Origin of the sequence: Methylobacterium phyllostachyos (assembly GCF_900103445.1) — a bacterium.
GTDB lineage: Bacteria > Pseudomonadota > Alphaproteobacteria > Rhizobiales > Beijerinckiaceae > Methylobacterium > Methylobacterium phyllostachyos.
On record NZ_FNHS01000005.1, the window covers coordinates 313,424 to 337,355 of the forward strand.

At 70.2% G+C, this 23,932-nt stretch carries 22 protein-coding genes; 10 read left to right on the top strand and 12 right to left on the bottom strand.

Translation table 11 applies throughout. From position 1 onward, the window contains the following. Window positions 1-242: 242 nt before the first annotated feature. Both BLQ49_RS10410 and BLQ49_RS10415 read right to left on the bottom strand, forming a co-directional pair. On the bottom strand, window positions 243-1,832 hold the full coding sequence (locus BLQ49_RS10410) for a methyl-accepting chemotaxis protein (RefSeq protein ID WP_091715602.1): 1,590 nt from the start codon (window positions 1,830-1,832) through the stop codon (window positions 243-245). Window positions 1,833-2,685: 853 nt separating this feature from the next. Next, entirely contained in the window at window positions 2,686-2,955 is a 270-nt protein-coding gene (locus BLQ49_RS10415) for a hypothetical protein (RefSeq protein WP_091715604.1), read from the bottom strand. Window positions 2,956-3,057: 102 nt separating this feature from the next. Between BLQ49_RS10415 and BLQ49_RS29655 the strand changes: the two genes are divergently transcribed. From BLQ49_RS29655 to BLQ49_RS10445, 7 genes are all read left to right on the top strand, one after another. After that, entirely contained in the window at window positions 3,058-3,231 is a 174-nt protein-coding gene (locus BLQ49_RS29655; RefSeq protein ID WP_167627686.1) for an Rmf/CrpP fold protein, read from the top strand. A gap of 108 nt (window positions 3,232-3,339) precedes the next feature. After that, on the top strand, window positions 3,340-4,530 hold the full coding sequence (gene metC / locus BLQ49_RS10420) for a cystathionine beta-lyase (RefSeq protein WP_091715605.1): 1,191 nt from the start codon (window positions 3,340-3,342) through the stop codon (window positions 4,528-4,530). Further along, entirely contained in the window at window positions 4,527-5,960 is a 1,434-nt protein-coding gene (locus BLQ49_RS10425) for an MmgE/PrpD family protein (protein WP_091715607.1), read from the top strand. Before metC ends, BLQ49_RS10425 begins: the two co-directional genes overlap by 4 nt. A gap of 260 nt (window positions 5,961-6,220) precedes the next feature. After that, window positions 6,221-7,954 (top strand): ArnT family glycosyltransferase, encoded by a 1,734-nt coding sequence (locus BLQ49_RS10430; RefSeq protein WP_091715608.1) that lies wholly within the window; start codon window positions 6,221-6,223, stop codon window positions 7,952-7,954. Further along, window positions 7,951-8,718 carry a glycosyltransferase gene (locus tag BLQ49_RS10435; protein ID WP_091715610.1) on the top strand — a complete coding sequence of 256 codons (768 nt, stop codon included), beginning with the start codon at window positions 7,951-7,953 and terminating at the stop codon, window positions 8,716-8,718. Before BLQ49_RS10430 ends, BLQ49_RS10435 begins: the two co-directional genes overlap by 4 nt. Further along, window positions 8,712-9,044 (top strand): lipid-A-disaccharide synthase N-terminal domain-containing protein, encoded by a 333-nt coding sequence (locus BLQ49_RS10440; RefSeq protein WP_091715611.1) that lies wholly within the window; start codon window positions 8,712-8,714, stop codon window positions 9,042-9,044. Before BLQ49_RS10435 ends, BLQ49_RS10440 begins: the two co-directional genes overlap by 7 nt. Then, window positions 9,041-9,643 carry a pyridoxamine 5'-phosphate oxidase family protein gene (locus tag BLQ49_RS10445; RefSeq protein WP_091715613.1) on the top strand — a complete coding sequence of 201 codons (603 nt, stop codon included), beginning with the start codon at window positions 9,041-9,043 and terminating at the stop codon, window positions 9,641-9,643. The genes BLQ49_RS10440 and BLQ49_RS10445 overlap by 4 nt, the downstream gene beginning before the upstream one ends. A 66-nt stretch (window positions 9,644-9,709) precedes the next feature. On the opposite strand, the gene ntrC is transcribed toward BLQ49_RS10445, so the two are convergent. Genes ntrC through dusB form a run of 3 tightly spaced genes read right to left on the bottom strand, consistent with a single transcriptional unit; the run spans window position 9,710 to window position 13,388 of the window. Next, entirely contained in the window at window positions 9,710-11,176 is a 1,467-nt protein-coding gene (gene ntrC, locus BLQ49_RS10450) for a nitrogen regulation protein NR(I) (RefSeq protein WP_091715615.1), read from the bottom strand. Between the two features lie 47 nt (window positions 11,177-11,223). Then, complete coding sequence (locus BLQ49_RS10455) at window positions 11,224-12,366, bottom strand: two-component system sensor histidine kinase NtrB (protein ID WP_091715617.1); 1,143 nt, start codon at window positions 12,364-12,366, stop codon at window positions 11,224-11,226. Continuing rightward, window positions 12,363-13,388, bottom strand: coding sequence for a tRNA dihydrouridine synthase DusB (dusB, locus tag BLQ49_RS10460; protein WP_091715618.1), 1,026 nt, complete (start codon window positions 13,386-13,388; stop codon window positions 12,363-12,365). Before dusB ends, BLQ49_RS10455 begins: the two co-directional genes overlap by 4 nt. 168 nt (window positions 13,389-13,556) lie before the next feature. On the opposite strand from dusB, the gene BLQ49_RS10465 reads away from it, so the two are divergent. Beyond that, window positions 13,557-14,849 (top strand): bifunctional 2-C-methyl-D-erythritol 4-phosphate cytidylyltransferase/2-C-methyl-D-erythritol 2,4-cyclodiphosphate synthase, encoded by a 1,293-nt coding sequence (locus BLQ49_RS10465; protein WP_091715620.1) that lies wholly within the window; start codon window positions 13,557-13,559, stop codon window positions 14,847-14,849. 126 nt (window positions 14,850-14,975) lie between these two features. On the opposite strand, the gene BLQ49_RS10470 is transcribed toward BLQ49_RS10465, so the two are convergent. Continuing rightward, window positions 14,976-15,374 (bottom strand): MAPEG family protein, encoded by a 399-nt coding sequence (locus BLQ49_RS10470; protein WP_091715621.1) that lies wholly within the window; start codon window positions 15,372-15,374, stop codon window positions 14,976-14,978. A gap of 103 nt (window positions 15,375-15,477) precedes the next feature. On the opposite strand from BLQ49_RS10470, the gene BLQ49_RS10475 reads away from it, so the two are divergent. Both BLQ49_RS10475 and BLQ49_RS10480 read left to right on the top strand, forming a co-directional pair. Further along, a complete protein-coding gene (locus BLQ49_RS10475; protein ID WP_091715623.1) occupies window positions 15,478-15,975 on the top strand; it encodes a CinA family protein in 498 nt (165 codons plus the stop codon). 17 nt (window positions 15,976-15,992) lie between these two features. Further along, complete coding sequence (locus BLQ49_RS10480) at window positions 15,993-17,210, top strand: FAD-dependent oxidoreductase (protein WP_091715624.1); 1,218 nt, start codon at window positions 15,993-15,995, stop codon at window positions 17,208-17,210. Between the two features lie 99 nt (window positions 17,211-17,309). Here the strand turns inward: BLQ49_RS10480 and BLQ49_RS10485 are convergent, their stop codons facing one another. From BLQ49_RS10485 to BLQ49_RS10510, 6 genes are all read right to left on the bottom strand, one after another. After that, on the bottom strand, window positions 17,310-17,768 hold the full coding sequence (locus BLQ49_RS10485) for a type II toxin-antitoxin system RatA family toxin (protein WP_091715626.1): 459 nt from the start codon (window positions 17,766-17,768) through the stop codon (window positions 17,310-17,312). Window positions 17,769-17,783: 15 nt separating this feature from the next. Beyond that, window positions 17,784-18,761, bottom strand: a complete 978-nt coding sequence (gene lipA, locus BLQ49_RS10490; RefSeq protein WP_091715627.1) for a lipoyl synthase — start codon at window positions 18,759-18,761, stop codon at window positions 17,784-17,786. Between the two features lie 137 nt (window positions 18,762-18,898). Further along, the gene (locus BLQ49_RS10495) at window positions 18,899-19,630 is read right to left on the bottom strand and encodes an MIP/aquaporin family protein (RefSeq protein ID WP_091715629.1); all 732 of its coding nucleotides are present in this window, start codon (window positions 19,628-19,630) and stop codon (window positions 18,899-18,901) included. 296 nt (window positions 19,631-19,926) lie between these two features. Continuing rightward, a complete protein-coding gene (gene glpK, locus BLQ49_RS10500) occupies window positions 19,927-21,432 on the bottom strand; it encodes a glycerol kinase GlpK (RefSeq protein WP_091715630.1) in 1,506 nt (501 codons plus the stop codon). A 54-nt stretch (window positions 21,433-21,486) separates the two neighbouring features. Further along, window positions 21,487-23,019 (bottom strand): glycerol-3-phosphate dehydrogenase, encoded by a 1,533-nt coding sequence (gene glpD / locus BLQ49_RS10505; protein WP_091715632.1) that lies wholly within the window; start codon window positions 23,017-23,019, stop codon window positions 21,487-21,489. Window positions 23,020-23,103: 84 nt separating this feature from the next. After that, window positions 23,104-23,925: a DeoR/GlpR family DNA-binding transcription regulator gene (locus BLQ49_RS10510; protein WP_091715633.1), complete on the bottom strand. Its 822-nt coding sequence runs from the start codon at window positions 23,923-23,925 to the stop codon at window positions 23,104-23,106. Window positions 23,926-23,932 lie beyond the last annotated feature (7 nt).

The window sequence follows — 23,932 nt, forward strand, 5'->3', positions numbered from 1 at the left end:
TCCTTCGACGCGGCCTTGGTCTGGCTGCGTCAAATTATGTCAGCTCCAAACAGAGACAAGCGATAGTGTTGATTTTTTGCGTGATGATCAAATAACTAAAGATTGTTCTGTAGGCGATATGCGAAGATGCATATGCAGGATTTGAATTCTAAATTGGATATGATTTCGGACAAAGAAAAATCTTTCGATGCCAATCATGAGGCCTTTTGGCCGCACGATCCGGCGCCCTCGAGTGGCCGAGCTCACGCCGCCCGGATCGTGGCGAGAAAGCGCCGGACCTCGCCGCCGAGTTCCTCCGACTGGCGCGCCAGAGCGGAGGCGGCGGCCAGAACCTGACCGGCGGCGGCGCCGGTCGCCTCCGAGGCCTCGGCCACGCCCGCCATGTTGGCGGTGACCTCTCTGGTCCCAGTCGCGGCCTGCGCGACGTTGCGGACGATTTCTTGGGTGGCCGCCCCCTGCTGCTCCACCGCCGCCGCGATCGAGGTGGCCACCGTGTCGATCTCGCGGATCCGCGCCGCGATCGTGGCGATCACCGACACCGCCTGTCCGGTCGCCCCCTGGATGTGGCCGATCTGATCCGAGATTTCTCCCGTCGCCTGGGCTGCCTGCCCGGCGAGTTCCTTGACCTCCCCAGCCACGACGGCGAAGCCACGGCCTGCCTCGCCGGCCCGGGCGGCCTCGATCGTGGCGTTGAGCGCCAGCAGGTTGGTCTGGCTCGCGATGGTGGCGATCATTTCGACGACGGCGCCCACCTTGCCGGCGGCGGCGCTGAGATCCTGCACCAGGGCGGCGGTCCGGTCGGCCTCCGAGACGGCGTTCTGCGCCAGCGTGGCCGAGCCGCTGACCTGCCGGCCGATCTCAAGGACCGACGAGCCCAGCTCCTCGGCCGCGCTCGCCACCGTGTTGACATTGGCGGCCGCCTCCTCGGCGGCGGTCGCCACAGCGGTCGAGCGGTCGGCGGTGCGCGCGGCCGTGTCGGTCATGGTCTGGGCGGTGGCCTGCAGCGTGGCGACCGAAGCGGAGACGAGGCCGATGATCCGGCCCACCGTGTCCTCGAAGCCGTCGGCGAAGGCCATCAGCGTGCGGCTGCGATCGGCGGCGACGGCCTCGTCGGTCCGCCGCTTGCTGTCCGCCTGCTCGGCGGCCCTGCGGGCGACCAGGGCCTTGATGGCCTCCACGGCCTTGCCGATGGCGCCGATCTCGTCCCGGCGCCGCGCCTCCCGAACCTCCGCGCTCAGCTCTCCCTGCGACATGGCCTTCAGGGCCACCGTCAACCTGCCGAGCGGGCGCGTGACGCCAAAACTCACGATCAGCAGGCCGACCAGGATGCTGGCCGCGATGCCCGCCGCCGACAGGCCGATCACCCAGACCAAGGTCGTCCGGGTCTCCGTCCCCAGCGCCGCGGAGCCGTCACGGATCGCCGCGCCGAGGTCGTCCGCGAAGGCGTCGAGTTCCGCAAACAGCGTCTTCTGGAGGGGATCCACCTTCTTGTGGGCAAGGGTCAGGGCCTGGGCGCTCATGCCCTTCTTGGTCATGGCGCACATCTCGCCGGTGAGATGGGCGTAGGTGTCCAGTAGACCGGCGATCCGGTCGATCCGGTCGTGGAAGGCCGGCGCGTTCCGGCGCACGCCGCCGAGGAGCTTCGAGGCCTCGGCCGGAAGCGGTTCGAAGGCGCTGCCCACCCGGTCCGACTCGTCCGGATCGGCCTCGCCGAGGGCGCGAAAGGCCACGTAGCTCATCTGATAGACGACGCGGCCGAGACGCGCCGCCATCGTGGCGGCCGTGGCGTCGTTGTCGAGATAGGCGCTGTAGGTCGCATCGACCACGATCATGCGCTTGGAGATATACCATAAATACCCGACTGAATTTGCTGCGATAAAAGCGAATGCAAAAGCAATCTTCAAGGAAATTCGAGTCTTAACGAAACGGCTCACGACTTTGGCTCCTGACGAAGCGCAGCATAGGTCTGAAATTTCCGCAACTCAATAATAAATCTGCGTGGTTGGGCGCTGATCAGCGTCGGCGAATTTTTGCCGATGGATGTGACAGTTCTGAATGCTAATGGAGTCGGTAGTAGAACTTCTGCGCGGTATTTCTGCCCTGAGCGGCGGTAAGAATTACGGGTGGACAAACTGTTCCGGACGCCCGAGTTGGGCGGAGGCTCCCGGTGCGGCCATGAGGCACGACGGTGACGCCGCCACCGCCAAGGTCCCGCCCGCCTTCATCTCCGCCGCCGTGTGCAGATCCAGGCTGCCTGCCCGCGGGCATCTACGCCGGTATGCCGGTGTTCACCCCCGGCCAGGAACTGCCAATCGGACGCGGCGGCCGCGTGCGCGCTGGCGACCCTGCCGGCCTTCTGGGGACCGGGTCTGCTGTCGGGATGCCGTTCCCCGTCAAGGCCCCCCGGGATGGATCCGCCCCCTGGCCTGCGCGGGGGGGGGGGGCGGCCCCGGCCCAGGCGTCACGCCTCGGCTTCGATCCCTGCCGCTCCGCGTCGATGCAAGCCACAAGACACGGCTTGGACCGCCGTAAGCGTCTGCCGTGCGGGAGAGGGGCGCGGGGTGCGCAACGGATCCGGCCGCGTCGCGATTCCGCCCGGACGCGTCCGCTGCGGTTCCCCGAAGGCGGCCTCTGAACCGGCGCTTGAGAACAGTCCCGATGCTGTAGGCCCGGTTTTGCGAAGGCTTACCGGCCCGGCAGGATCGGGTCGCCGCGCATGAGGGCGTGGAGCCGCTCGGTGTCGAACCCGTTCGGGATGCTGGGCGCGGCCGGCTTCGGCGCCGGCGCGGCTTTCATCGGCGCCGGAATCGATCCGGTTGCGGAGGGCTCCGCCTGGGCGGCGCGGACCACCGGGGTGGGCGCCAGATGGGCGAGCCGGTCGGCACTGACGAACACCACCGTCGCCGTGGAGGCGAGGACGAGGGCGGCGCCGAGGAGAGAACGCAGGATACGCACGCGACGACCCGGGACGCGACTTGAGACGGCAACAGATTTACGACGCGGCCGTTAACGAAGCCCCACCCCAAGGCTTCAACCCCAAATCTTCGGGAGGCGATATTGACCAACGTCCAGGCCACCGCGAGCGACAGCCCGTTCATCCAGGGCCGCAATGCCCGCCTCTACGGCAAGCCCGTGACCGCGTGTCCCTATCCGGAGGGCTCCGAGGAACGCGCCGCCTGGATGGAGGCGTATGAGGAAGCCGTGAATTCGGATCCGCCCGAGAAGCCGTGATCCCGGGGAAACGAAGGCGTCCGGGGCTTTGGGACTGGAGGCTTCGCTTGACCTTGCCGGGCGGGCGGCGCTTCGTGCGGTGCAGCGCAGCCCGGTCCCCGAGTTCCGATGTCCCTGAAGCCCTCGCCCGAGTCCGAAAAGAGTTTCGCCCCCGCGACACGCCTTGTCCATGCGGGCCGCGACCCGGGCGCGCAGCACGGCTTCGTCAACACGCCGATCTATCGCGGCTCCACGGTCCTCTACCCGACCTACGACGCCATCAAGCACCGGCGCGGGCGCTACAATTACGGCACCTCGGCGACGCCCACCATGGACGCGCTCACCGAGGCCTGGACCGAACTCGCGGGCGCCGCCGGCACGGTGGTGACGCCCTCCGGTCTGGCGGCACTCACCGTCGCGCTGATGGCCGCGGTCTCGGCGGGGGATCACCTCCTCGTCACCGATTCCGCCTACCGGCCGACCCGCCAGTTCTGCGACGGCGTGCTGGCCCGGTTCGGCGTGGAGGTCACCTATTACGATCCCACCATCGGGGCTGGCATCGCCGCGCTGATGCGGCCGAACACGAAGGCCGTTCTGGTCGAGGCGCCCGGCTCGCAGAGCTTCGAGATGCAGGACATCCCGGCCATCGCCGCGGAGGCGCATGCCCGCGACGCCTGCGTGATCATGGACAACACCTGGGCGACGCCGCTGCTGTTCCCACCGCACGAGCGCGGCGTCGACATCGCGGTCGAGGCCGGGACCAAGTATCTCAGCGGCGGCTCGGACCTGCTGATCGGCCTGACCTCGGCCAACGCCCGCTACTACCCGGCCGTGCGGCGCACCTTCGACCATTTCGCCATGTGCGCGGGTGCGGAGGACATCTTCCTGGCACTGCGCGGCATGCGCACCATGAACCTGCGCCTGCGCGAGCATGGCCGCGCCGGGCTGGAGATGGCCCGGTGGTTCCAGGCCCGGCCCGAGGTGCTGCGGGTGCTCCATCCCGGTCTGCCGGAGGATCCCGGCCACGCCATCTGGAAGCGCGACTTCTCCGGCGCCTCCGGGCTGTTCGGGGTGATCCTGAAGCCGGTGCCGGAGGCAGCGGTCGCCGCCATGCTGGACGGGCTGCAGCTGTTCGGAATAGGCTTCTCCTGGGGCGGCTTCGAGAGCCTCGTGATCCCGTTCGATTGCGCCGGCTACCGCACCGCCACGCAATGGGCGCCGGGCGGCCCGGCCCTGCGCTTCCATATCGGGCTGGAGGACGTCGAAGACCTCAAGGCCGACCTCGACGCCGGCTTCGCGCGCCTGCGGGCCGCTACGTGAACGCGCCGACCCGGCGCCGCCTGATCCAGGGCGCCGGCGCCCTCGGAGTCGCGAAGGCCCTGCCGGCCCTGGCCGGGGAAGCCAACGTGACCGGGCGGCTCGCCCGCTACATGGCATCCGCCCGGGAACAGGCTCTCCCGCCGGAGGTGCTGATCGCCTGCAAGCACCGGATCCTCGACACCTTCGCCGCCATGGTGTCGGGCGCCCGTATGCAGCCCGGCGCGATGGCGCTGACTTACGTCAAAGGTCTCGGCGGCACCGAGCAGGCGGGGGTCGTCGCCTCCGGCTTCCGGACCACGACGGTCAACGCCGCCCTCGCCAACGCCATGTGCGCCCATGCCGACGAGACCGACGATTTCGAGCCGGTGACCAAGGCCCATCCCGGCTGTGCCACCGTGCCGGCCGCCCTGGCGCTCGCCGAGCTGCACGGCAATTCCGGACCCGAATTCGTCCGCGCTGTGGCGTTGGGCTACGACCTCTGCTGCCGGCTGCTGCTGGCGCTCGGGCCCGATCAGGTGCGCGGCACGCACCGGAGCGCGGAGGGGACCAGCTCGACCTTCGGGGCGCTGGGCGCTGCCGCGTCGCTCGCCCGCCTCGACGAGCGCGGCATGCGCTTCGCGCTGTCCTACGCGGCCCAGCAGGTCTCCGGCCTGTGGAGCTGGGTGCGCGATCACGACCATGTCGAGAAGGCCTTCGACTTCGCCGGCATGGGCGCGCGCAACGGTGTCACGGCGGTCGGCATGGTCGAGGCCGGGCTGACGGGCGTGGCCGACGTGCTCGACGGACGCCACAACCTGCTGAACGCCCTCTCGACCGCACCGAAGCCGGACGCGATGCTGGACGGGCTGGGCAGCCGCTTCTTCGTCACCGAGACGGCGATCAAGACCTACTCGGTCGGCTACCCGATCCAGTCGCCGCTCGACGCGACGCTGAGCTTGCGCCGGCAATACGGCCTGACGCCGGAGACTGTGCGCCACATCCTGGTGAAGGTGCCGACCGACGCGGTGGGCATCGTCGGGTCGAGCGCCATGCCGGATGTCAGCTGCCAGCACCTCGTGGCGTTGGCGCTGGTGAAGGGCGCGGTCTCCTTCGCCGACAGCCACGATGCCGGCCTGATGCACGATCCCGTGATCGCGGCGGAACGCGCCAAGGTCGAGCTCGCGGGGGATCCGGCCCTGATGGACCCGGCTGCCCCGCGTGGTGCGATCGTGACGATCACGCTGGCGGATGGCCGGATCGTCGAGCACCACACCCGGCACCCGCCTGGCACGAAGGAGAACCCGCTGAACACGGAGGCGGTCAACGCCAAGGCGTGGGACCTGATGGCGCCGGTTCTCGGGCCGGACAAGGCCGATCGGCTGATCGCGCGGGTCAACGCGCTGGAAGGGGTGGCCGACATGCGGGAGCTGCGGGAGCTGCTGGTCGCTTGAATGTGCCGCCGCTGCGTGGCGCGTCTCGCGCTGGGTCCGGATCAGGTTGCGCTGCGCTGCACCGGTCCGCGAGAAGGGGTGGTGCCGCCAAGACTCCCCCTGTCCCGGCGGCATGGAGCGCCAGCGGAATGCGACCTCGCCTCCAACACACAGACAAGACGTGACAGCGGTACCGAATGCTCCGCCCGATACGGATATCCGCACCCCTGAGCCCCCGGTGCATTTGACCTTCCCGCGCGATCCTGATTGACCGGCCCGGCATGACCACGAGCCTTTCCGCCGGCGGCACTGCGCGCCTCGCACCCGCCGACCGGATCGGCCGCGGGCTCGATGCGCTGAGCGTGACCCATGCCCGCGCCGTCGCCGCCCTGCTGGCGCTCTGCCTGGTCCTGTTCCTGCCGGGCCAGATCTCGCTGCAGCCGATGGACCGGGATGAGCCGCGCTTCGCTCAGGCCTCGAAGCAGATGCTGGAGACCGGCGACCTTGTGAACATCCGCTTCCAGGACGAGGCGCGCAACAAGAAGCCGGTGGGGATTTACTGGGCCCAGGCGGCCGCGGTGGCGGCCGGGGAAGCGCTCGGCGTGCCGGACGCCCGCACGCAGATCGCCCTCTACCGCATCCCCTCGCTGATTGGCGCCGCCGCCTCGGTGTTGCTCGCCTACTGGGCGGCGCTCGCCTTCCTCCCGCGCCGCGGGGCGCTGCTCGCCGCCGCCCTCTACGGCGCCTGTCTGATGCTCAACGCCGAGGCGCACCTCGCCAAGACCGACGCGTTCCTGGCGGCCTGCGCCACCGCGAGCCTCGCGGCGCTCGCCCGAACGTGGCTCGCCGCGCGCGCGGGCCGAACCCCTGCAGGACCGATCTTCGCGGCCTTCTGGCTCGGAATGGCTCTGGGCATCCTCGTGAAGGGGCCGATGGTCCCGCTCTTCGTCGCCCTGCCGGCGCTCGGATTGTCGGTCGTGGCGCGCTCCGGGCGCTGGCTGCTGCCCCTGCGGCCGCTGCCGGGCCTCGCCCTGACCCTCCTGCTGGTCGCCCCCTGGTTCGCCGCCATCGCCTGGAAGAGCGGGGGCGCCTTCTACGCCGAGGCGATCGGGCACGACATGCTCGGCAAGGTCGGCGGCGCGGCCGAGCGGCACTGGGGACCGCCGGGGGCTTACACGCTCGCGTTCTTCGCGACCTTCTGGCCCGGCGCCGCCTTCGCGGCCATGAGCCTGCCCTTCGCGTGGCGGGCGCGGCGCGAACCCGCCATCGCGTTCCTGATCGCCGCGGATCTGCCGGCCTGGCTGATCTTCGAGGCGGTACCGACCAAGCTGCCCCACTACGTCCTGCCGCTGATGCCGTGGCTCGCGATCCTCACCGTGCTGGCTTTGTCGCGGGGGGCGCTGGATCCGCGGCTGCGCGGCGCCCGCCTGACCGCGCTGCTGGTGCCGGCGATTCCCGTGGCGCTGACCCTTGGCCTGTGCGTCGTCGGCTGGCGCCTCGATAGCCACACGATCCCTTGGCCGGCCCTGCCGCTGCTCGCGGCCGCCTGCGCGGTGGCCGGCCTTGCGTGGCTGACCTTCGCCCGAGGGCCTGTGGAGGGATCGGCCGAGCGTGCCCTCGTGCTCGGCGTGCTGGCCTCGTGCCTCCTCGGACCGGCGGTGCTGGGCGTGGCGCAGCGCTCGCTGCCGGCCCTCAAGGTCTCCCCGCGGCTCGCCGCCCTGCGCGACCGGATGCCCTGCGCGGACCCCGCGGTGGCAAGCCTCGGCTATCGCGAGCCGAGCCTCGTGTTCCTGATCGGCACCGGGCTCGCCCTGCCGCCGGACGGTCCGGCGGCGCGGGAGTTCCTGGAGGCTGGCGGCTGCCGGCTGCTCTTCGTCGAAGCCCGGGACCGCGACGACTTCAACGCCGCTTGGCCGGTGGGGCACGGGGCGCCGGCCCCGATGGCCGAGGTCGAGGGCTTCAACCTCAACACCGGCCGGCGGGTCTTTGTGACGGCCTACGGGGTGACTCCATGACCGAGGCCCCCCGTCTCAGCGTCGTCGTGCCGATGCGCAACGAGGCCGGCAACGTCGCGCCCCTGGTAGCCGAGATCGAGGCCGCCTGCGCGGGCCTCGCCTTCGAGCTGATCTGCGTCGATGACGGCTCCACCGACGCCACCCCGGCGGCGCTGGCGGCGGCGCGGGCGGGACGGCCCTGGCTCCGGGTGCTGCGCCATGCAACCGGTGGCGGCCAGTCCGCCGCTGTGCGCAGCGGCGTCCTGGCGGCCCGGGGCGAGACCGTCGCGACCCTCGACGGCGACGGCCAGAACGATCCGGCCTTCATCCCGGTCCTGCTCGCCGCCCTTGATGAGGCCGGCCCCGGGGCCGGGCTCGCCCAGGGCCAGCGGCGCGGGCGCAAGGACGGGCCGTTCAAGATGCTCCAGTCGCGGATCGCCAACGGCGTGCGCGGGCGGATCCTCAAGGATTCCACCCGCGACACCGGCTGCGGCCTCAAGGTGTTCCGGCGCGCCGTCTATCTCCGGCTGCCCTATTTCGATGCCCTGCACCGGTTCATGCCGGCGCTCGTGGCGCGGGAGGGTTTTGCCGTGGTCCATCGCGACGTGATCGACCGGCCGCGGCTGACCGGCGTTTCGAATTACGGGCTGTTCGACCGCCTCTGGGTCGGGCTCCTCGACCTCGCGGGCGTCTGGTGGCTGATCCGGCGCAAGCGCTCCGATCCGCGCCCGGAAGAGATCGCCGCGCCGGCCGGCCCGCCGGCAGACCAGGACGTCGGATGCTGATCCAGCTCGCCCACGACCTGCCCGACTACTTCTACGACGTGTTCGTCACCCGGATGGATTTCTGGCTGGTGTTCGGCATCGTCGCTCAGGTGGTGTTCGGCTCCCGCTTCATCCTGCAATGGATCGCCAGCGAGCGGGCGGGGCGCAGCGTGATGCCGCTGTCCTTCTGGTTCCTCTCGATCCTCGGCGGTCTGATGACCCTGGTCTACGGCTTCGTGCGGCGCGAGCCGGTGATCATCATCGGCCAGGGCCTGTCGACCGGCATCTACCTGCGCAACCTCGCGCTGATCTTCCGCGAGCGGCGCCGCAGGCGGAGCGGGGCATGACCCGCGCGCCGCTGCCGGCCTTCTACGACGACCTCGACGCCACCTTCGCCGAAGCGTGGCGGCTCCTGGCAGAGGGCGCTGCGCTGGGGAGGAGCGGGTTCCATCTGCCGGCCCTGGCGACGCTGAATGCGGACGGCGTGCCGCGGCTGCGCATCGTGGTGCTGCGCGAAGCCGATCCTGAAGCCGGCACCCTCCGGTTCCACTGCGACTGCCGCTCCGGCAAGGCCGCCGAGATCGCCGCGAACCCGGCCTGTGCGCTCGCCGCCTACGACGCGGCGGCCAAGATCCAGATCCGCGTCGAGGGCCAGGCAACGCTGCACACCGAGGACGCCGTGGCCGAGGCCGCCTGGGCCGGATCCCGGGCGATGAGCTGCGTCTGCTACGGCGCCGAGCCTGCACCGGGAACCGCGTTGCTCGAAGGCGGCGCCTACCGGCTGCCGGACGAGAATGCGGCCCCATCGCTCGGTCGGCCGCATTTCACCGCCGTGGTGGTTCGGGCCGAGCGGCTCGACGTTCTCTATCTCGATCGACGCGGCCACCGTCGGGCGGCTTGGCACAGGTCTGCGACCGGCTGGCGCGGGGAATGGCTCGCGCCCTGACCGTATCGCGCGGTCGCGCGGGCGCAGCAAACCGGGCGCCCGGCTGGTTCGACCGGCCTTCCCGACCTATCGCGCCGTCCGGAACACCTGGAGGTCGAGATCCCGCACCTTCTTGCGCAGCGTGTTGCGGTTGACCCCGAGCAGTTCCGCGGCTCGGATCTGGTTACCGCGGGTGGCGGCGAGCGCCGCGCCGATGAGCGGGCCTTCGATCTCCCGCAGGATCCGGTGATAGAGCCCCGGCGGCGGCAGCGTGTCGCGATAACCCGAAAAGTAATCCGAGAGGTGCCGCTCCACCGCGCTCGACAGGCTCTCCGACTCACCGCCGGCCTTGCGCGCGGCGCCGTTGGCGGACGGTGCCGCGGGACTTGCGAGCGGCAGGGTGTCGAGTTCCGCCTCGATCACCGGGCCGGTGATCGTGTCCTGCGGGTAGAGGGCGGCGAGCCGCCGGACGAGGTTTTCGAGCTCGCGGACGTTGCCGGGCCAGCGGTAGCGCTTCAGCCGCTCCATGGCGTCGCCGTCGAGGGACTTCCGGGTCAGGCCCTCGCGCTCGACCAGCACGAAGAAATGGCGGACGAGGTCGGGCACATCCTCCGAGCGCTCGCGCAGGGCCGGCAGCCGCAGCGGGACCACGTTCAGCCGGAAGAACAGATCCTCGCGGAAGATCCCCTGCTGGATCGAGATCCGCAGGTCCTTGTTGGTCGCCGCGATGATCCGGACGTTGGTCTTGATCGGCACCCGGCCGCCGACCGTGGTGTACTCGCCCTGCTGGAGCACGCGCAGCAGACGGGTCTGCGCTTCCATGGGCATGTCGCCGATCTCGTCGAGGAACAGCGTGCCGCCCTCGGCCTGCTCGAACCGGCCGGCCGAGCGCTGGAGCGCGCCCGTGAAGGCGCCCTTCTCGTGGCCGAACAGCTCGGATTCGATCAGGTCGCGCGGGATCGCCGCCATGTTGACCGGCACGAACGGGCCGGTGCGGCGCCGGCCGTAATCGTGCAGCGCCCGGGCGACCAGCTCCTTGCCGGTGCCGGATTCACCGGTGATCATCACGGTGAGGTCGGTGGGCATGAGCCGGGCCAGCGCCCGGTAGATCTCCTGCATGGCGGGCGAGCGGCCGACCAGGGGGATGTCTTCATTCTCGGGGGGCGCGCCGGCGGGTGCCGTGCCGCGGGGCCGCGACAGCGCCCGACCCACGATGGCGATCAGCTCCTTCAGGTCGAAGGGTTTGGGCAAATACTCGTAGGCGCCCCGCTCCGAGGCGCGGATCGCCGTCATGAAGGTGTTCTGCGCGCTCATCACGATGATCGGCAGCTCCGGCCGCACGCGCTTGATGCGCGGCAGCAGGTCGAACACGTTCTCGTCGGGCATCACCACGTCGGTGATGACGAGGTCGCCCTCCCCCTGCGCGACCCAGCGCCAGAGGGTGGCGCAGTTGCCCGTGGAGCGGACCTCGTAGCCCGCCCGGGACAGCGCCTGGTTGAGCACGGTGCGGATCGCGGCGTCGTCGTCGGCGACGATGATGTGGCCGTTCGGCATGACTCTCTACTCAGACCTCCGACGGGGGCCGGATGGGAAAAACCATATTACGGATCGACCGCCGATTCGCGCCCGTCCCGGGCGCTCGACATCGGCAGGAGGATGCGGAACGTCGTGCGGCGGGGGGCGGGATCGCACTCGACGATCCCTCCGTGATCGCCGACGATCTTGGCCACCAATGCAAGACCGAGGCCGGAGCCCTGTGCCTTCGTGGTCACGAACGGATCGAACAGGTCCTGCAGCAGCTCGGCCGAGATGCCGGGGCCGTTGTCGCGCACCGCCACCTCGATCGGCAGGCTGACCCGCTCGCGCGAGCCCGGCACCTGCAGACGCAGGCCGGTGCGGAAGGCGGTCGACAGGGTGATCTCGCCCTCGACCGCGTCGGGGCCGATCGCCTCGGCGGCGTTCTTCACGAGGTTCAGGATCACCTGGATCAGCTGGTCGCGGCTGCCCAAAACCGGCGGCAGGGACGGATCGTAGGTCTCGACGAAGCGGATGTGCCGCGCGAAACCCGATTGCGCCGAGCGCTTCACCTGATCGAGCACCCCGTGGACGTTGACGGCGCCGCGATCGGCCGGGCGCTCGTCGCCGAACAGCTCCATCCGCTCGACGATGCGCACGATCCGGTCGGATTCGTCGCAGATCAGGCGGGTGAGCATCCGGTCCTCCTCGGCGCCGGTGCTCTCGAGGAGTTGCGCGGCGCCGCGGATGCCCGCGAGGGGGTTCTTGATCTCGTGGGCCAGCATCGCACCGAGTGCCACCATCGAGCGGGCGGCACCGCGATGGGTGAGCTGGCGGTTCATCTTGTCGGCGATGGTGCGCTCCTGCAGCATCATCACCACGGCATCGCCGTCGTCGCCGAGGGGCGTCGCGAACACGTCGACGCTGCGCTCCAGCCCGAGGCGCGGCTGGGTCAGCTCCACCCGGTACTCGCTGACGCTGGCCCGGCGCCGCCGCACCTCGGCCACCAGGGCGATGATCGGCGAGGCGAACGGGATGATGTCGCGCAGCCGGCGGCGCTGCATCAACCGAGCGGAATAGTCGAAGAACGCCTCCGCGGCGTGGTTGCAGTGGAGGATCTGCTCGTCGCCGCCGATGGTGAGCACCGGCAGCGGCAGCGCGTTGAGCACTGCCTCGGCGGCGGTATCGCGCCTTGTGCCGGGGTCCTGGGGGGGAAGTTCGTCGCTCACGCGGCCTCCCGCACGGTGTCGGCCGGTCCCGCGAAGGCCCGGGCCAGAAGGGACAGGGCGACCTCCGGATCGGTGGTGGTCAGGAGCGCCGACCGCTCGGCCGGCTCCAGCGCCCCGCCGGTCTCGGCATAGGCGGCGAGGTGCTTTCGCGCGTGGCGCACGCCCATCTGGCGACCGTAGAGCGCCAGGAGGCCGGCATAGTGTTCGGCGGCGAGCGCCGCCTGCTCGGCCCGCGACGGCTCTGGGACCAGCCGGCCGGCGAGCGCCGCTGCGACCTGCCCGACGCGCCAGGGACGGCCGGTCGCCGCCCGGCCGATCATCACCCCGGCGGCGCCGGAGGCCGCGAGGCAGTCCCGGGCGCTGGCGAGGTCGGTCACGTCGCCGTTGGCGATCACCGGGATCGACACCGCCTCCACCACCGCGCGGATCGCCGACCAATCGGCCGTGCCGGTGTAGAATTGCTGCCGGGTCCGCCCGTGGACCGTGACGGCGTTGAGCCCCAGCCGTTCGGCGCGGGCTGCGAGGTCGGGGGCGTTGCGGGTCGCGTCGTCCCAGCCGAGGCGCATCTTGACGGTGACCGGCACCGAAACAGCGTTCCGGACCGCGGCGAGCAGCCGCTCGGCATGGTCGAGGTCGCGCATCAGGGCCGAGCCCGAGGCGATGCCGGTGACGATCTTGGCCGGGCAGCCCATGTTCACGTCGATCACATGGGCGCCGCCGGCCTCAGCGAGGCGCGCGGCCTCCGCTATCGGCTCTGCCTCGCAGCCCGCGAGCTGAACCACGTGGAGATCGACGCCCGACCCGTTCGCGCGCAGCGTGGCCTCGCCGGATCCGCGGGTGAATTCCCGCGCCGCCACCATCTCGGAGATCACCGCGTCGGCACCGCAGCGGCGGGCGATCCGACGCATGTGCAGGTCGGTGACGCCGGAGAGCGGGGCCAACAGGCAAAGCGGCGCAGGCTGTGCCCCGCCCTCCATCGGCCGTCCCCCGCGCAGCGCGCTCAAATAATGATCAGTCGCCATTCTGCACAACAATGAGGCAAGCCCGGTCCGCTGGCAAGCGGGGCCGCGCGTTGATTTCGCGTCCACCCCCGCTTAAACGACGGGCCTGCTCACCGGCAGGGCAGTGGCGGCACGGCTGGCCCGCGCCCGGCCGCGATCCTGCACCCAGATCCCACGAGTTCACCGCCCATGTCCGCCACCGGCACGCCTGCCACCGGATCCGCACAAGCGGGTTCCGGCGTCGCCGCGGTGGTGGTGGCGGCCGGCCGCGGCATCCGCATCGGCGGCGGGACGCCCAAGCAGTATCGCCGCGTGGGCGGTCAGGCGGTCCTCACGCGCACGCTCGCAGCGCTGGCCGCCCAGGATGCGATCGACCGGATCCAGCCGGTGATCGCCGCCGACGCGGCCGACTTTTTTCAGACGTGCCTGGAGGAGCTCGACGCCGGGCTTCGCGCCAAGATCGCCCAGCCGGTCGAGGGCGGCGCGACGCGCCAACTCTCCGTCCGGGCCGGTCTCGAGGCCCTGGCCGGCGCGGCACCCGAGATCGTGCTGGTCCATGACGCCGCCCGCCCCTACGTCGATGCGCCGCTGATCGCCCGGGCGATCGCGGCCGGGCGCGACCACGGCGCCGCCGTGCCGGGCGTGCCGGTGACCGATACGGTCAAGCGCGTGGTCGACATCGCCCCAGGCATCGGCCGGGTGCACGAGACCCCGCCGCGCGAGCACCTGCGCGCCGTCCAGACGCCCCAGGCCTTCGTGTTCGGCCCGCTGCTGAATGCGCATCGCGACGCCGCGGCCCAGAACCTCGACGCCTTCACCGATGACGGGGCGCTCGCCGAATGGGCAGGCCTGTCGGTGGTTGTGTTCGCAGGCGATCTCGCCAATCGCAAGATCACCCAGCCCGCCGACCTGATCGAGGCCGACCGCGCCTTCGCGGCCGGCACCACTGATGCCCCAGCGCCGGGAGCCCGCGCCATGACCAGTTACGTGACCCGTCTCGGCACCGGCTTCGACGTCCACGCCTTCACCACCGGGGACCATGTCTGGCTCGGCGGCGTGAAGATCCCGGCCGATCGCGGCGTGCTCGCCCATTCCGACGGCGATGTGGCGCTCCACGCGCTGACCGATGCGCTGCTCGGCGCCATCGCGGACGGCGATATTGGCACCCACTTCCCGCCCTCCGACGAGCGCTGGCGCGGGGCCTCGTCGGATCAGTTCCTGGCCCATGCCTGCGAGCTGGTCCGCGCCCGGGGCGGCCGGATCGACCACCTCGACATCACCGTGCTCGCCGAGGCGCCGCGCATCGGCCAGCATCGGGAGGAGATCCGGGCGCGCATCGCCGCTATCGCCGGGGTGCCGCTCTCGGCGGTCTCGATCAAGGCGACGACCACGGAAAAGCTCGGCTTCGTTGGCCGGGCGGAGGGGCTCGCCGCCCAGGCCGCCGCGACGGTGCGGCTGCCCGAGGTGGACGAGCCTGCCTAAGGGGCGGGCGCGAAGTCTTGGTTTCGAAAGGGCGAGCCCTTTCGCGGGTCCAGGGCAGAGCCCTGGAATCCGTCAGGGCCTTGCCCTGACAACCCACCAAAGGGCTCGCCCTTTGGAAACCCGGACTCAGCCCGCCCGCAGCAGCAGCGCGATCGCGGCGATCCCGAGCACCGCCAGCGTCAGCAGGATGCCGCCACCCCGGCAGGCGAACTGGCGCGGGGAGTTCGGGGCTGCGAACATCCCGATCGGGTGCAGGATCCGGCCGACCAGCAGGGCCACCAGTAGCCCCTGCACCAGCCCGTGGCCGCCGCCGCCGGCTTCCAGCAGGCCGATCAGGATCAGCGCCAGCGGCACGTATTCGATGAAATTCGCGTGCGAGCGGATCCGCTTGAGCACCGCGGTGTCGCCGCCGTCGCCGAACAGCACGTTCTCGGAGACCCGCGCCCCGATCACCCAACCCGATAAGCCCAGATAGACGAGGGCCAGCAGCCCGGCAAAGATGGCCGTCGTAGCAGGGAAGATCATGGACGCGGTGTCTCCTGTCGGCAGCCGTTCGTCCTTGAGTGGAGGCCGGCCCTGGTTCACACCACGAGATAGGGCGCCCCCGCCCGATGGGAGCCTGTTCGCGATGATCGACGACACGGAGCTTCTGGCCCGCGCCGAGGCGCTGGTGGCCGCCTACACCAAGGCCGGACGCACCATCGCCACCGCCGAATCCTGCACGGGCGGCCTCGTGGCCGGCCTGCTCACCGCGGTGCCGGGCTCCTCGGCGGTGGTCGAGCGCGGGTTCGTCACCTACTCGAACGAGGCCAAGGCCGAGGCGATCGGCGTGCCGATGGATCTGATCCAGAAGCACGGCGCCGTCAGCGAGCCGGTGGCGCGGGCCATGGCGGCCGGCGCGCTCGGCGCCTCGCGGGCCAAGGTGGCGGTGGCGATCACCGGAATCGCGGGTCCCGGCGGCGGCAGCGCCGAGAAGCCGGTTGGTCTCGTACATTTCGGCCTCGCCGTGCGGGACGGCGCGGTGCGCCACCTCGAGCGACGCTACGGCGATCTCGGCCGCGCGGGCATCCGCCGCGCCGCCGTCGCCGACGCGATCGGCCTTCTGGAGGAGGCTCTTCGCGACTGACCTGGGAGGGACGGTCGATGAATACGGTGACCACCCGCCTCTGCATCGTCGGCGGTGGCCCCGCCGGGATGATGGCCGGCCTACTTTTCGCCCGCGCCGGGATTGAGACGGTGGTGCTGGAGAAGCACGCGGATTTCCTGCGCGACTTCCGCGGCGACACCATCCACCCCTCCACCCTCGACCTGATGGATGAGCTGGGCTTCACCGAACGCTTCCGCACCCTGCCCCAGCGGCGTGTCGAACATCTTTCCGGGGTCGTCGGCGGGCGCAGCTACCGGGTCGCGGATTTCAGTCGGCTGCCGACGCGCAACCGGTTCCTGTCCTTCATGCCGCAATGGGACTTTTTAGACTTTTTGGCCGACGAGGCCGGGCGCTATCCGGCCTTCCGCCTGATCCGCCGCACGGAGGCCCGGGACCTGATCGAGGCCGACGGTCAGGTCCTGGGCGTACGTGCCGAGGGGCCGGACGGCCCCGTCGAGATCCGGTCCGATCTGGTGCTCTGCGCGGATGGCCGGCACTCGCGGATGCGCGACCGTGCGGGCTTCACGCCCCGGGCCTTCGGCGCGCCGATCGACGTGCTGTGGTTCCGCTTATCCCGTCGGGACGGCGATCCGGAGGCGGCGGCCGGGCGGTTCGGGCCGGGGCGCATCCTGATCACCCTCGACCGGGGCGATGCGTGGCAATGCGCCTACGTGGTGCCCAAAGGTGGCGACGCGGCGCTGCGGGCGAAGGGCCTGCCGGCCTTCCGGGATGCGGTCGCGCAGATCGCGCCGTTCCTGGCCGACCGCACCGGGGAGATCGCCGATTGGGACGCGGTCAAGCTCCTGACCGTCACCGTCGACCGGCTGGAGCGCTGGCACCGGCCGGGTCTGCTCTGCATCGGCGATGCCGCCCACGCCATGTCGCCGGTGGGTGGCGTCGGGATCAATCTCGCGATTCAGGATGCGGTGGCGGCGGCCAATCTCCTGGCCGGGCCGCTGCGGGCAGGTCCCGTCGCCGAAGCCGACCTCGCCCGGGTCCAGGGCCGCCGGATGTTTCCGATGCGGGCCACGCAGGCGCTACAGCGGGTGATTCAGTCCCGGGTGATCGCCGCCTCACTCGAGGCGGATGCGCCGTTCCGCGCACCGCTGGCCCTGCGGATTCTCGACGCGGTGCCCCTGCTACAGGTCCTGCCGGCCCGGATGATCGGGATGGGTGTGCGACCGGAGCATGTGCGCGTGTCGGCGCGGGCCTGAACCCGTCTCTGCGAGCGAAGCGAAGCAATCCAGGGCAACGCTCTATTCGGAGGCGTCCCGCTTCCCTGGGTCGCTTCCCAGCGCTCGCGAGGACGGCGGTTACGCCCGCGCCCCGTACATGCGATCCGCGCGCCCCTCGAAGGCGTCGGTGAACTTGCGGAAAGCCCGATCGAACATCGTGCCCATCAGGAGCCCGAGGGTGCGGCTCTTGAACTCGTAGGTGATGAAGAAATCGACCGCGCAGCCGCCGTTCGGGCCGTCCTTGAACAGCCAGCGGTTCTCCAGGTGCCGGAACGGGCCGTCGATATACTCGGCCACGATCTTGAGATTCGCCGGATCGAGGCTCACCCGGGTGGTGAAGCGCTCGCGGATCGCCTTGTACCCAACCCCCATCTCGGCGATCAGCACCTGCCCGCTGTCGGGCATGTCCTGGCGGCGGATCACCCGCAGGGATTCGCAGAGCGGCAGGAACTCGGGATAACGCTCCACGTCGGCGACGAGGTCGTACATCTGCTGCGGCGAATGCTTCACCGTGCGGGTGACCCGGAAGGACGGCATCGTGTCTGGGTTTCCTCAGGCCGAGAGCGCAGGCGCCAGTTTCGCCCGACGTGCAGCCTGCAAACGCGCGAAATCCTCGCCCGCATGGTGCGACGAACGCGTCAGGGGCGTCGCCGAGACCAGCAGGAAGCCCTTGGCGTAGGCGGTGGTCTCGTAAGCCTTGAACTCGTCAGGGGGGACGAAGCGCACGACCTCGTGGTGCTTCTTCGACGGCTGCAGGTACTGGCCGATGGTCAGGAAGTCGACATCGGCCGAGCGCAGGTCGTCCATGAGCTGGAGCACCTCGTTCCGCTCCTCGCCGAGCCCGACCATGATGCCGGACTTGGTGAAGATCGCCGGATCGAGCTCCTTCACCCGCTGGAGCAGGCGCACGGAGTGGAAGTAGCGGGCGCCGGGCCGCACCGTGAGGTACTTGGCCGGCACGGTCTCCAGATTGTGGTTGAATACGTCGGGCTTGGCGGCGACCACGACCTCGAGCGCGCCGTCCTTGCGCAGGAAGTCGGGGGTCAGGATCTCCACGGTGGTGCCGGGGCTGGCCCGCCGGATCGCCGCGATGGTGCGGGAAAAATGCTCGGCGCCGCCATCCTTCAGGTCGTCGCGGTCGACCGAGGTGATCACCACGTGGTGCAGGCCGAGCTTGGCGACCGAGTCACCGATCTTTTCGGGCTCGGCCATGTCGAGGGCGTCAGGCAGGCCGGTGCGCACGTTGCAGAAGGCGCAGGCCCGCGTGCAGGTGTCGCCCATGATCATGAAGGTGGCGTGCCGCTTCTCCCAGCACTCGCCGATATTCGGGCAGCCCGCCTCCTCGCAGACCGTGACGAGGCCGTGCTCGCGGACGATCTTCTGCGTCTCGGTCCAGGCCCTGGAGCCCGGCGCCTTCACACGGATCCAGTCCGGCTTCTTGGCCTGGACGGGCTGATCGGGCCGGTGGGCCTTCTCGGGGTGGCGGACCGGCCGCGGATCGTTCTTCAGGATGTCGAGGACGACGGCCATGGGTCGGGGGCTGCCACACCGCGTGGGGCGCCCGGAGGCGCGGTCGGAGTTCGTCCTGACTTAAGCCCCGACGCGCCGCGCCGCAAACCGCCGCGACGCAGGGACGCCCCGCGGCGGTTGAGGATATGGCGGTTCCGTCAGATCCCGAGGGCGCGCACGAACAGCCCGGCCAAAGCCGCGCCGACAACCGGGGCGGCGACCGGGATCAGGGCGTAGCCCCAATCCGAAGAGCCCTTGCCGGCGATCGGCAGCACCGCGTGGGCGATGCGTGGTCCGAGGTCACGGGCGGGGTTGATGGCGTAGCCGGTGGTGCCGCCAAGCGACAGGCCGATACCCCAGACCAGCATGCCGACCATGTAGGGCGCCACACCCCGCGGGATGGCGCCGGTCGAGCCCAGCGTATTGGTCACGAGGGCGGAGATCGTCAGGATCAGGAAGAAGGTCGCGATGATCTCGGAAATCCAGTTGGATTTCGCATCGCGGATCGCCGGGCCGGTGCAGAAGCAGGCGAGTTTGAGGTCTTGCTCCGGCGTGGCTGCCCAATGCGGCAGGTAATGTAGCCATACGATGACCGCGCCCACGAAGGCGCCCAGCATCTGGGCCGGGATGTAGACCGCGAGCTTGCTAAAATCCCCGGAGCTGACCGCGCCTGCTACCGTGACGGCGGGGTTGAGATGCGCGTCGGGACTGCCGGTGGCGTTCGCTACGAAGATGCCGGCGAGCACCGCGAAGGCCCAGCCTGCCGTGATGGCGATCCAGCCTGCGCCCTCACCCTTGGATTTCTTGAGCAGGGCGCCAGCGACGATCCCGTCGCCCAGCACGATCAGCGTCATCGTGCCCAGGAATTCGCCCAGGAATGGTGATGCCATGATGTTGTCTCCCCCGTTTGTTGTTGATTTTTGACAGTTCCGGTGCCGCGCAGGACATGGCGCCCATGAGGCGAGCTCCGGCAACCGGTCACGCGCTCTCCCCCCCCCCCCTGCGGGGGGGGGGCGGGGCCTGCGTTAGCAGGGGGCGGGAGAGGGGAGCCCGGGTTCAAGATCTGGCGCAGGCTTCATGACGGGCGCAGCCTTGTTCTGCACCGTCGCTCCCCTCTCCCGACCCGCTTCGCGGGCCACCCTCCCCCGCAGAGGGGGGAGGGAGAGAAGCGGCGCCGTCCGCTCCCTCACTCCTCGTCGGTCTTCCAGTCGAAGGAGCGCTGCACCGCCCGGCCCCAGGCGGCGGCGATCTTTTCGCGCTGGCCGGCATCCATCTTCGGCGTCCAGCGCTTGTCGACGCCCCAGTTGCGCTTGAGGTCGTCGAGCCCCTTCCAGTAGCCGACCGCCAGACCCGCCGCGTAGGCGGCGCCAAGCGCCGTGGTCTCAGCCACCTTCGGGCGTACCACCGGCACGTCGAGCAGGTCGGACTGGAACTGCATCAGCGTGTTGTTGGCCACCATGCCGCCGTCGGCCCGCAGTTCCTTGACGGGGATGCCCGAATCCTTGGCCATCGCCTGCAGCACTTCGCGGGTCTGGAAGGCGGTCGCCTCCAGCACCGAGCGGGCGATGTGGCCGCGATTAGCGTAGCGGGTCAGGCCGATGATCAGGCCGCGGGCGCCCTCGTTCCAGTGCGGCGCGTAGAGCCCCGAGAAGGCCGGCACGAAATAGACGCCGCCATTGTCCTCGACCGTGGTGGCGAGCGTCTCGACCTCGGCGGAATCCTTGATCATGTGCAGGTTGTCGCGCAGCCACTGCACCAGGGCGCCCGTGATGGCGATCGAGCCCTCCAGCGCGTAGGCGGGCTTCTGCCCGTCGAGGCGGTAGGCCAGCGTGGTGACGAGGCCGGCCTTCGAGGGGACCGGCTCTTCGCCGGTATTCATCAGCGCGAAGCAGCCGGTGCCGTAGGTGTTCTTGGCCTCGCCCGGGGTGAAGCAGGTCTGGCCGAACAGGGCCGCCTGCTGGTCGCCCAGGATGCCGGCGATCGGCACGTCCGCGAACGGCGCCCTGGTCTCGCCGTAGACCTCGCTCGACGAGACGATCTTCGGCAGCATCGCCTTCGGGATGCCGAAGGTCGACAGCATGCCCGCGTCCCAGTCCAGGGTCTTGAGCGACATCAGCTGCGTGCGGCTGGCATTGGTCACATCGGTGACGTGCAGGCCGCCCTCCGTGCCGCCGGTGAGGTTCCAGACCAGCCACGTGTCGATGTTGCCGAACAGCACGTCGCCGGCCTCGGCCTTCTCCCGGGCGCCCTCGACATGGTCGAGCAGCCAGCGAAGCTTGAGACCCGAAAAATAGCTCGCCAGCGGCAGGCCGGTGAGATCGCGGAACCGGTCGCGACCGCCCTCGCGGGCGAACTCGGCGACCAGACGGTCGTTGCGGGTGTCCTGCCAGACCAGAGCGTTGTGGAGCGGCTTGCCGGTCCTGCGGTCCCAGATAACCGTGGTCTCGCGCTGGTTGGTGATGCCCACCGCGGCGAGGTCGGAGGGCTGGAGCCCGCCCTTCTCCAGCGCCTCGCGCATCACGGCTTGTGTCTTGGTCCAGATCTCGGTGGCGTCGTGCTCGACATGGCCCGGGGCCGGATAGATCTGCGCGTGCTCGGCCTGGGCCAGCGTGATCACGCTGCCCTCCCGGTCGAACACGATGAAGCGGCTGCTGGTGGTGCCCTGGTCGATGGCCCCGACGTAACGGCTCATCGTTCCCTCCCCTGTTATGCCCGACCGGTCTGCGCCGGATCGGTGCCGAAACAATCAGGCCGCCGCGGCCCTGCGATCGAGATAGACGGTCAGGCGCGCGGCGCTCTCCGGGCTCGTGCGCAGGCCGAGCTTCGAGCGCCGCCACAGGATATCCTCGGCGGTGATCGCCCATTCCTCGGTGCGCAGGTAATCAACCTCGGCCGCCGTCAGGCCGCCGTCGAAGGCCTCGCCGAGATCCGCCATGGAGCGGGCGGTCCCGACGATGTCCCGCGCCCGGGTGCCGTAGGCGCGGGCGAGGCGGCGGGCGGTCTCCTCCGGCAGGAACGGCTTTTCCGCCCGCAGCTTCGCCAGGAACTGGTCGAAATCCGCATCCGTCATGGCGCCGCCCGGCAGCACCGCGTCCCCGGTCCAGGCTTTCTTGAGGTGCGGGAAGTAGGGCTTCAGCTTTTCCAGCGCGTGCTCGGCAAGCCGCCGGTAGGTCGTGATCTTGCCGCCGAACACCGACAGCACGGCGGCCTTCCCGCCCTGGTCCTCGACGTCGAGGACGTAGTCGCGGGTCACCGCGGAGGCGTTCTCGGCCGCGTCGTCGTAGAGCGGGCGCACGCCCGAATAGCTCCAGACCACGTCGGCCGGGGTGATCTGCGTGTCGAACGAGCGGTTGATGCACCCGCAGAGGTAGTCGGTCTCCTCCTGCGAGATCGAGACCGGGCCGGGCTCGCCGTCATAGGGCACGTCGGTGGTGCCGATCAGCGTGAAGTCGCGCTCGTAGGGGATTGCGAAGATGATGCGCTTATCGGGCTGCTGCAGGATGTAGGCCTGATCGCCCTCGAACAGGCGCTTCACCACGATGTGGCTGCCCTTGATCAGCCGCACCGCGGCGCGGCTGTTGATGCCGAGCGTGCCGCCGAGGGTGGCGCTGACCCAGGGGCCGGCGGCGTTGACCACGGCCTTGGCGCGGATCGTCCGCTCAGCCCCGCCGCGTTCGTCGCGCAAAGTCGCGACCCAGCCCTCGCCTTCACGCCGGGCCGAGACGACGCCGGTGCGGGTCAGCACCGTGGCGCCGCGTTCGCGGGCGTCCATGGCGTTGAGCACCACGAGGCGGCTGTCCTCGACCCAGCAGTCGGAATACACGAAGCCGCGCTTCAGCCGCTGCTGCAGCGGCGCGCCGTAGTCGGATTTGCGCAGGTCGACCCCGTGGGAGCCTGGAAGGGTCCGCAGGCGCGCGAGGTGATCGTAGAGGAACAGGCCGAGCCGCAGCATCCAGGCCGGGCGTAAGCCGTCGTCGTGGGGCAGGACGAAGCGCAGTGGCCAGATCACGTGCGGGGCGAGCCGTAGCAGCCGCTCGCGCTCCGCCAGCGCTTCGCGCACCAGCCGGAACTCGTAATATTCGAGGTAGCGCAGGCCGCCGTGGATCAGCTTCGTCGAGGATGAAGACGTGAAGCCCGCGAGATCCCCGCGCTCGGCCAAGAGGACCGACAGGCCGCGGCCGGCCGCATCCCGGGCGATGCCAGTGCCGTTGATGCCGCCGCCGACGACCAGAAGATCGTAGGCGTCGGACGGCTCGCGCTGACGCGTTGCAGCCGCCATGGTTCCTCCTGTCCCGCCCTGGTGGCGGGTTGGCACTATATTGACCTGGCCTCTCGTTTTCGCAAGCGAAAATTTTTTCGTTCGTTAGGGTTCGCTCACCTCGTCGGCGACGGCCAGGGTGACACCCATCCGGTCAAGCAGCAGGGCGATTTCCGGGGGCGGTGGCCGGTCCGTGAAAAACGTATCGATCTGATCGAGCCGCCCGACCTGAACCATCGGGCGGCGCGTGAACTTGCTGTGGTCCGCCACCAGGAAGGTCTTCCGCGCATGGGCCAGGATGGTCTGCGTCGCCCGCACCTCCTCGTAATCGTAATCGAGGAGCGCCCCGTCGGCGTCGATGCCGCTGGTGCCGATCACCGCCACGTCGACCCGGAACTGGCTGAGCGTATCGCAGGTGAGCTGGCCGAGTACGGCCCCGTCGCGGTTGCGCACCGTGCCGCCGGCGACGACGATGCGGAACTCCGTCGCCTCCGCGAGGGACAGCGCGACGTTCAGGTTGTTGGTGATGATGCTGAGATCGTCGTGCCGGGTCAGCTCCCGGGCGACCGCCTCGGGCGTCGTGCCGATATTGATGAAGACCGAGCAGTGCGACGGGATGCGGCTCGCGGCGAGCCGGCCGATCCGCGTCTTCTCCGGCAGCAGCGTCACCCGGCGATCGGCATAATCGATATTCTCGACGCTCGATGGCAGGCCGCCGCCGCCGCGGTAGCGCTCCAGCCGGCCCTCCGCGCTCAGCTCGTTGAGATCACGCCGGATCGTCTGGACGGTGACGCCGAACTGCGCGGCGAGCGCCTCGATGGTGACGAAGCCGCGCTGGCGCACAGCCGTCACGATGGCGCTGCGCCGCCCCTCGACCCCGGTCGCCTCCAACCTCTCCTCGGACCTCCGCTCGAGCGGTCGCGACATCGATCCT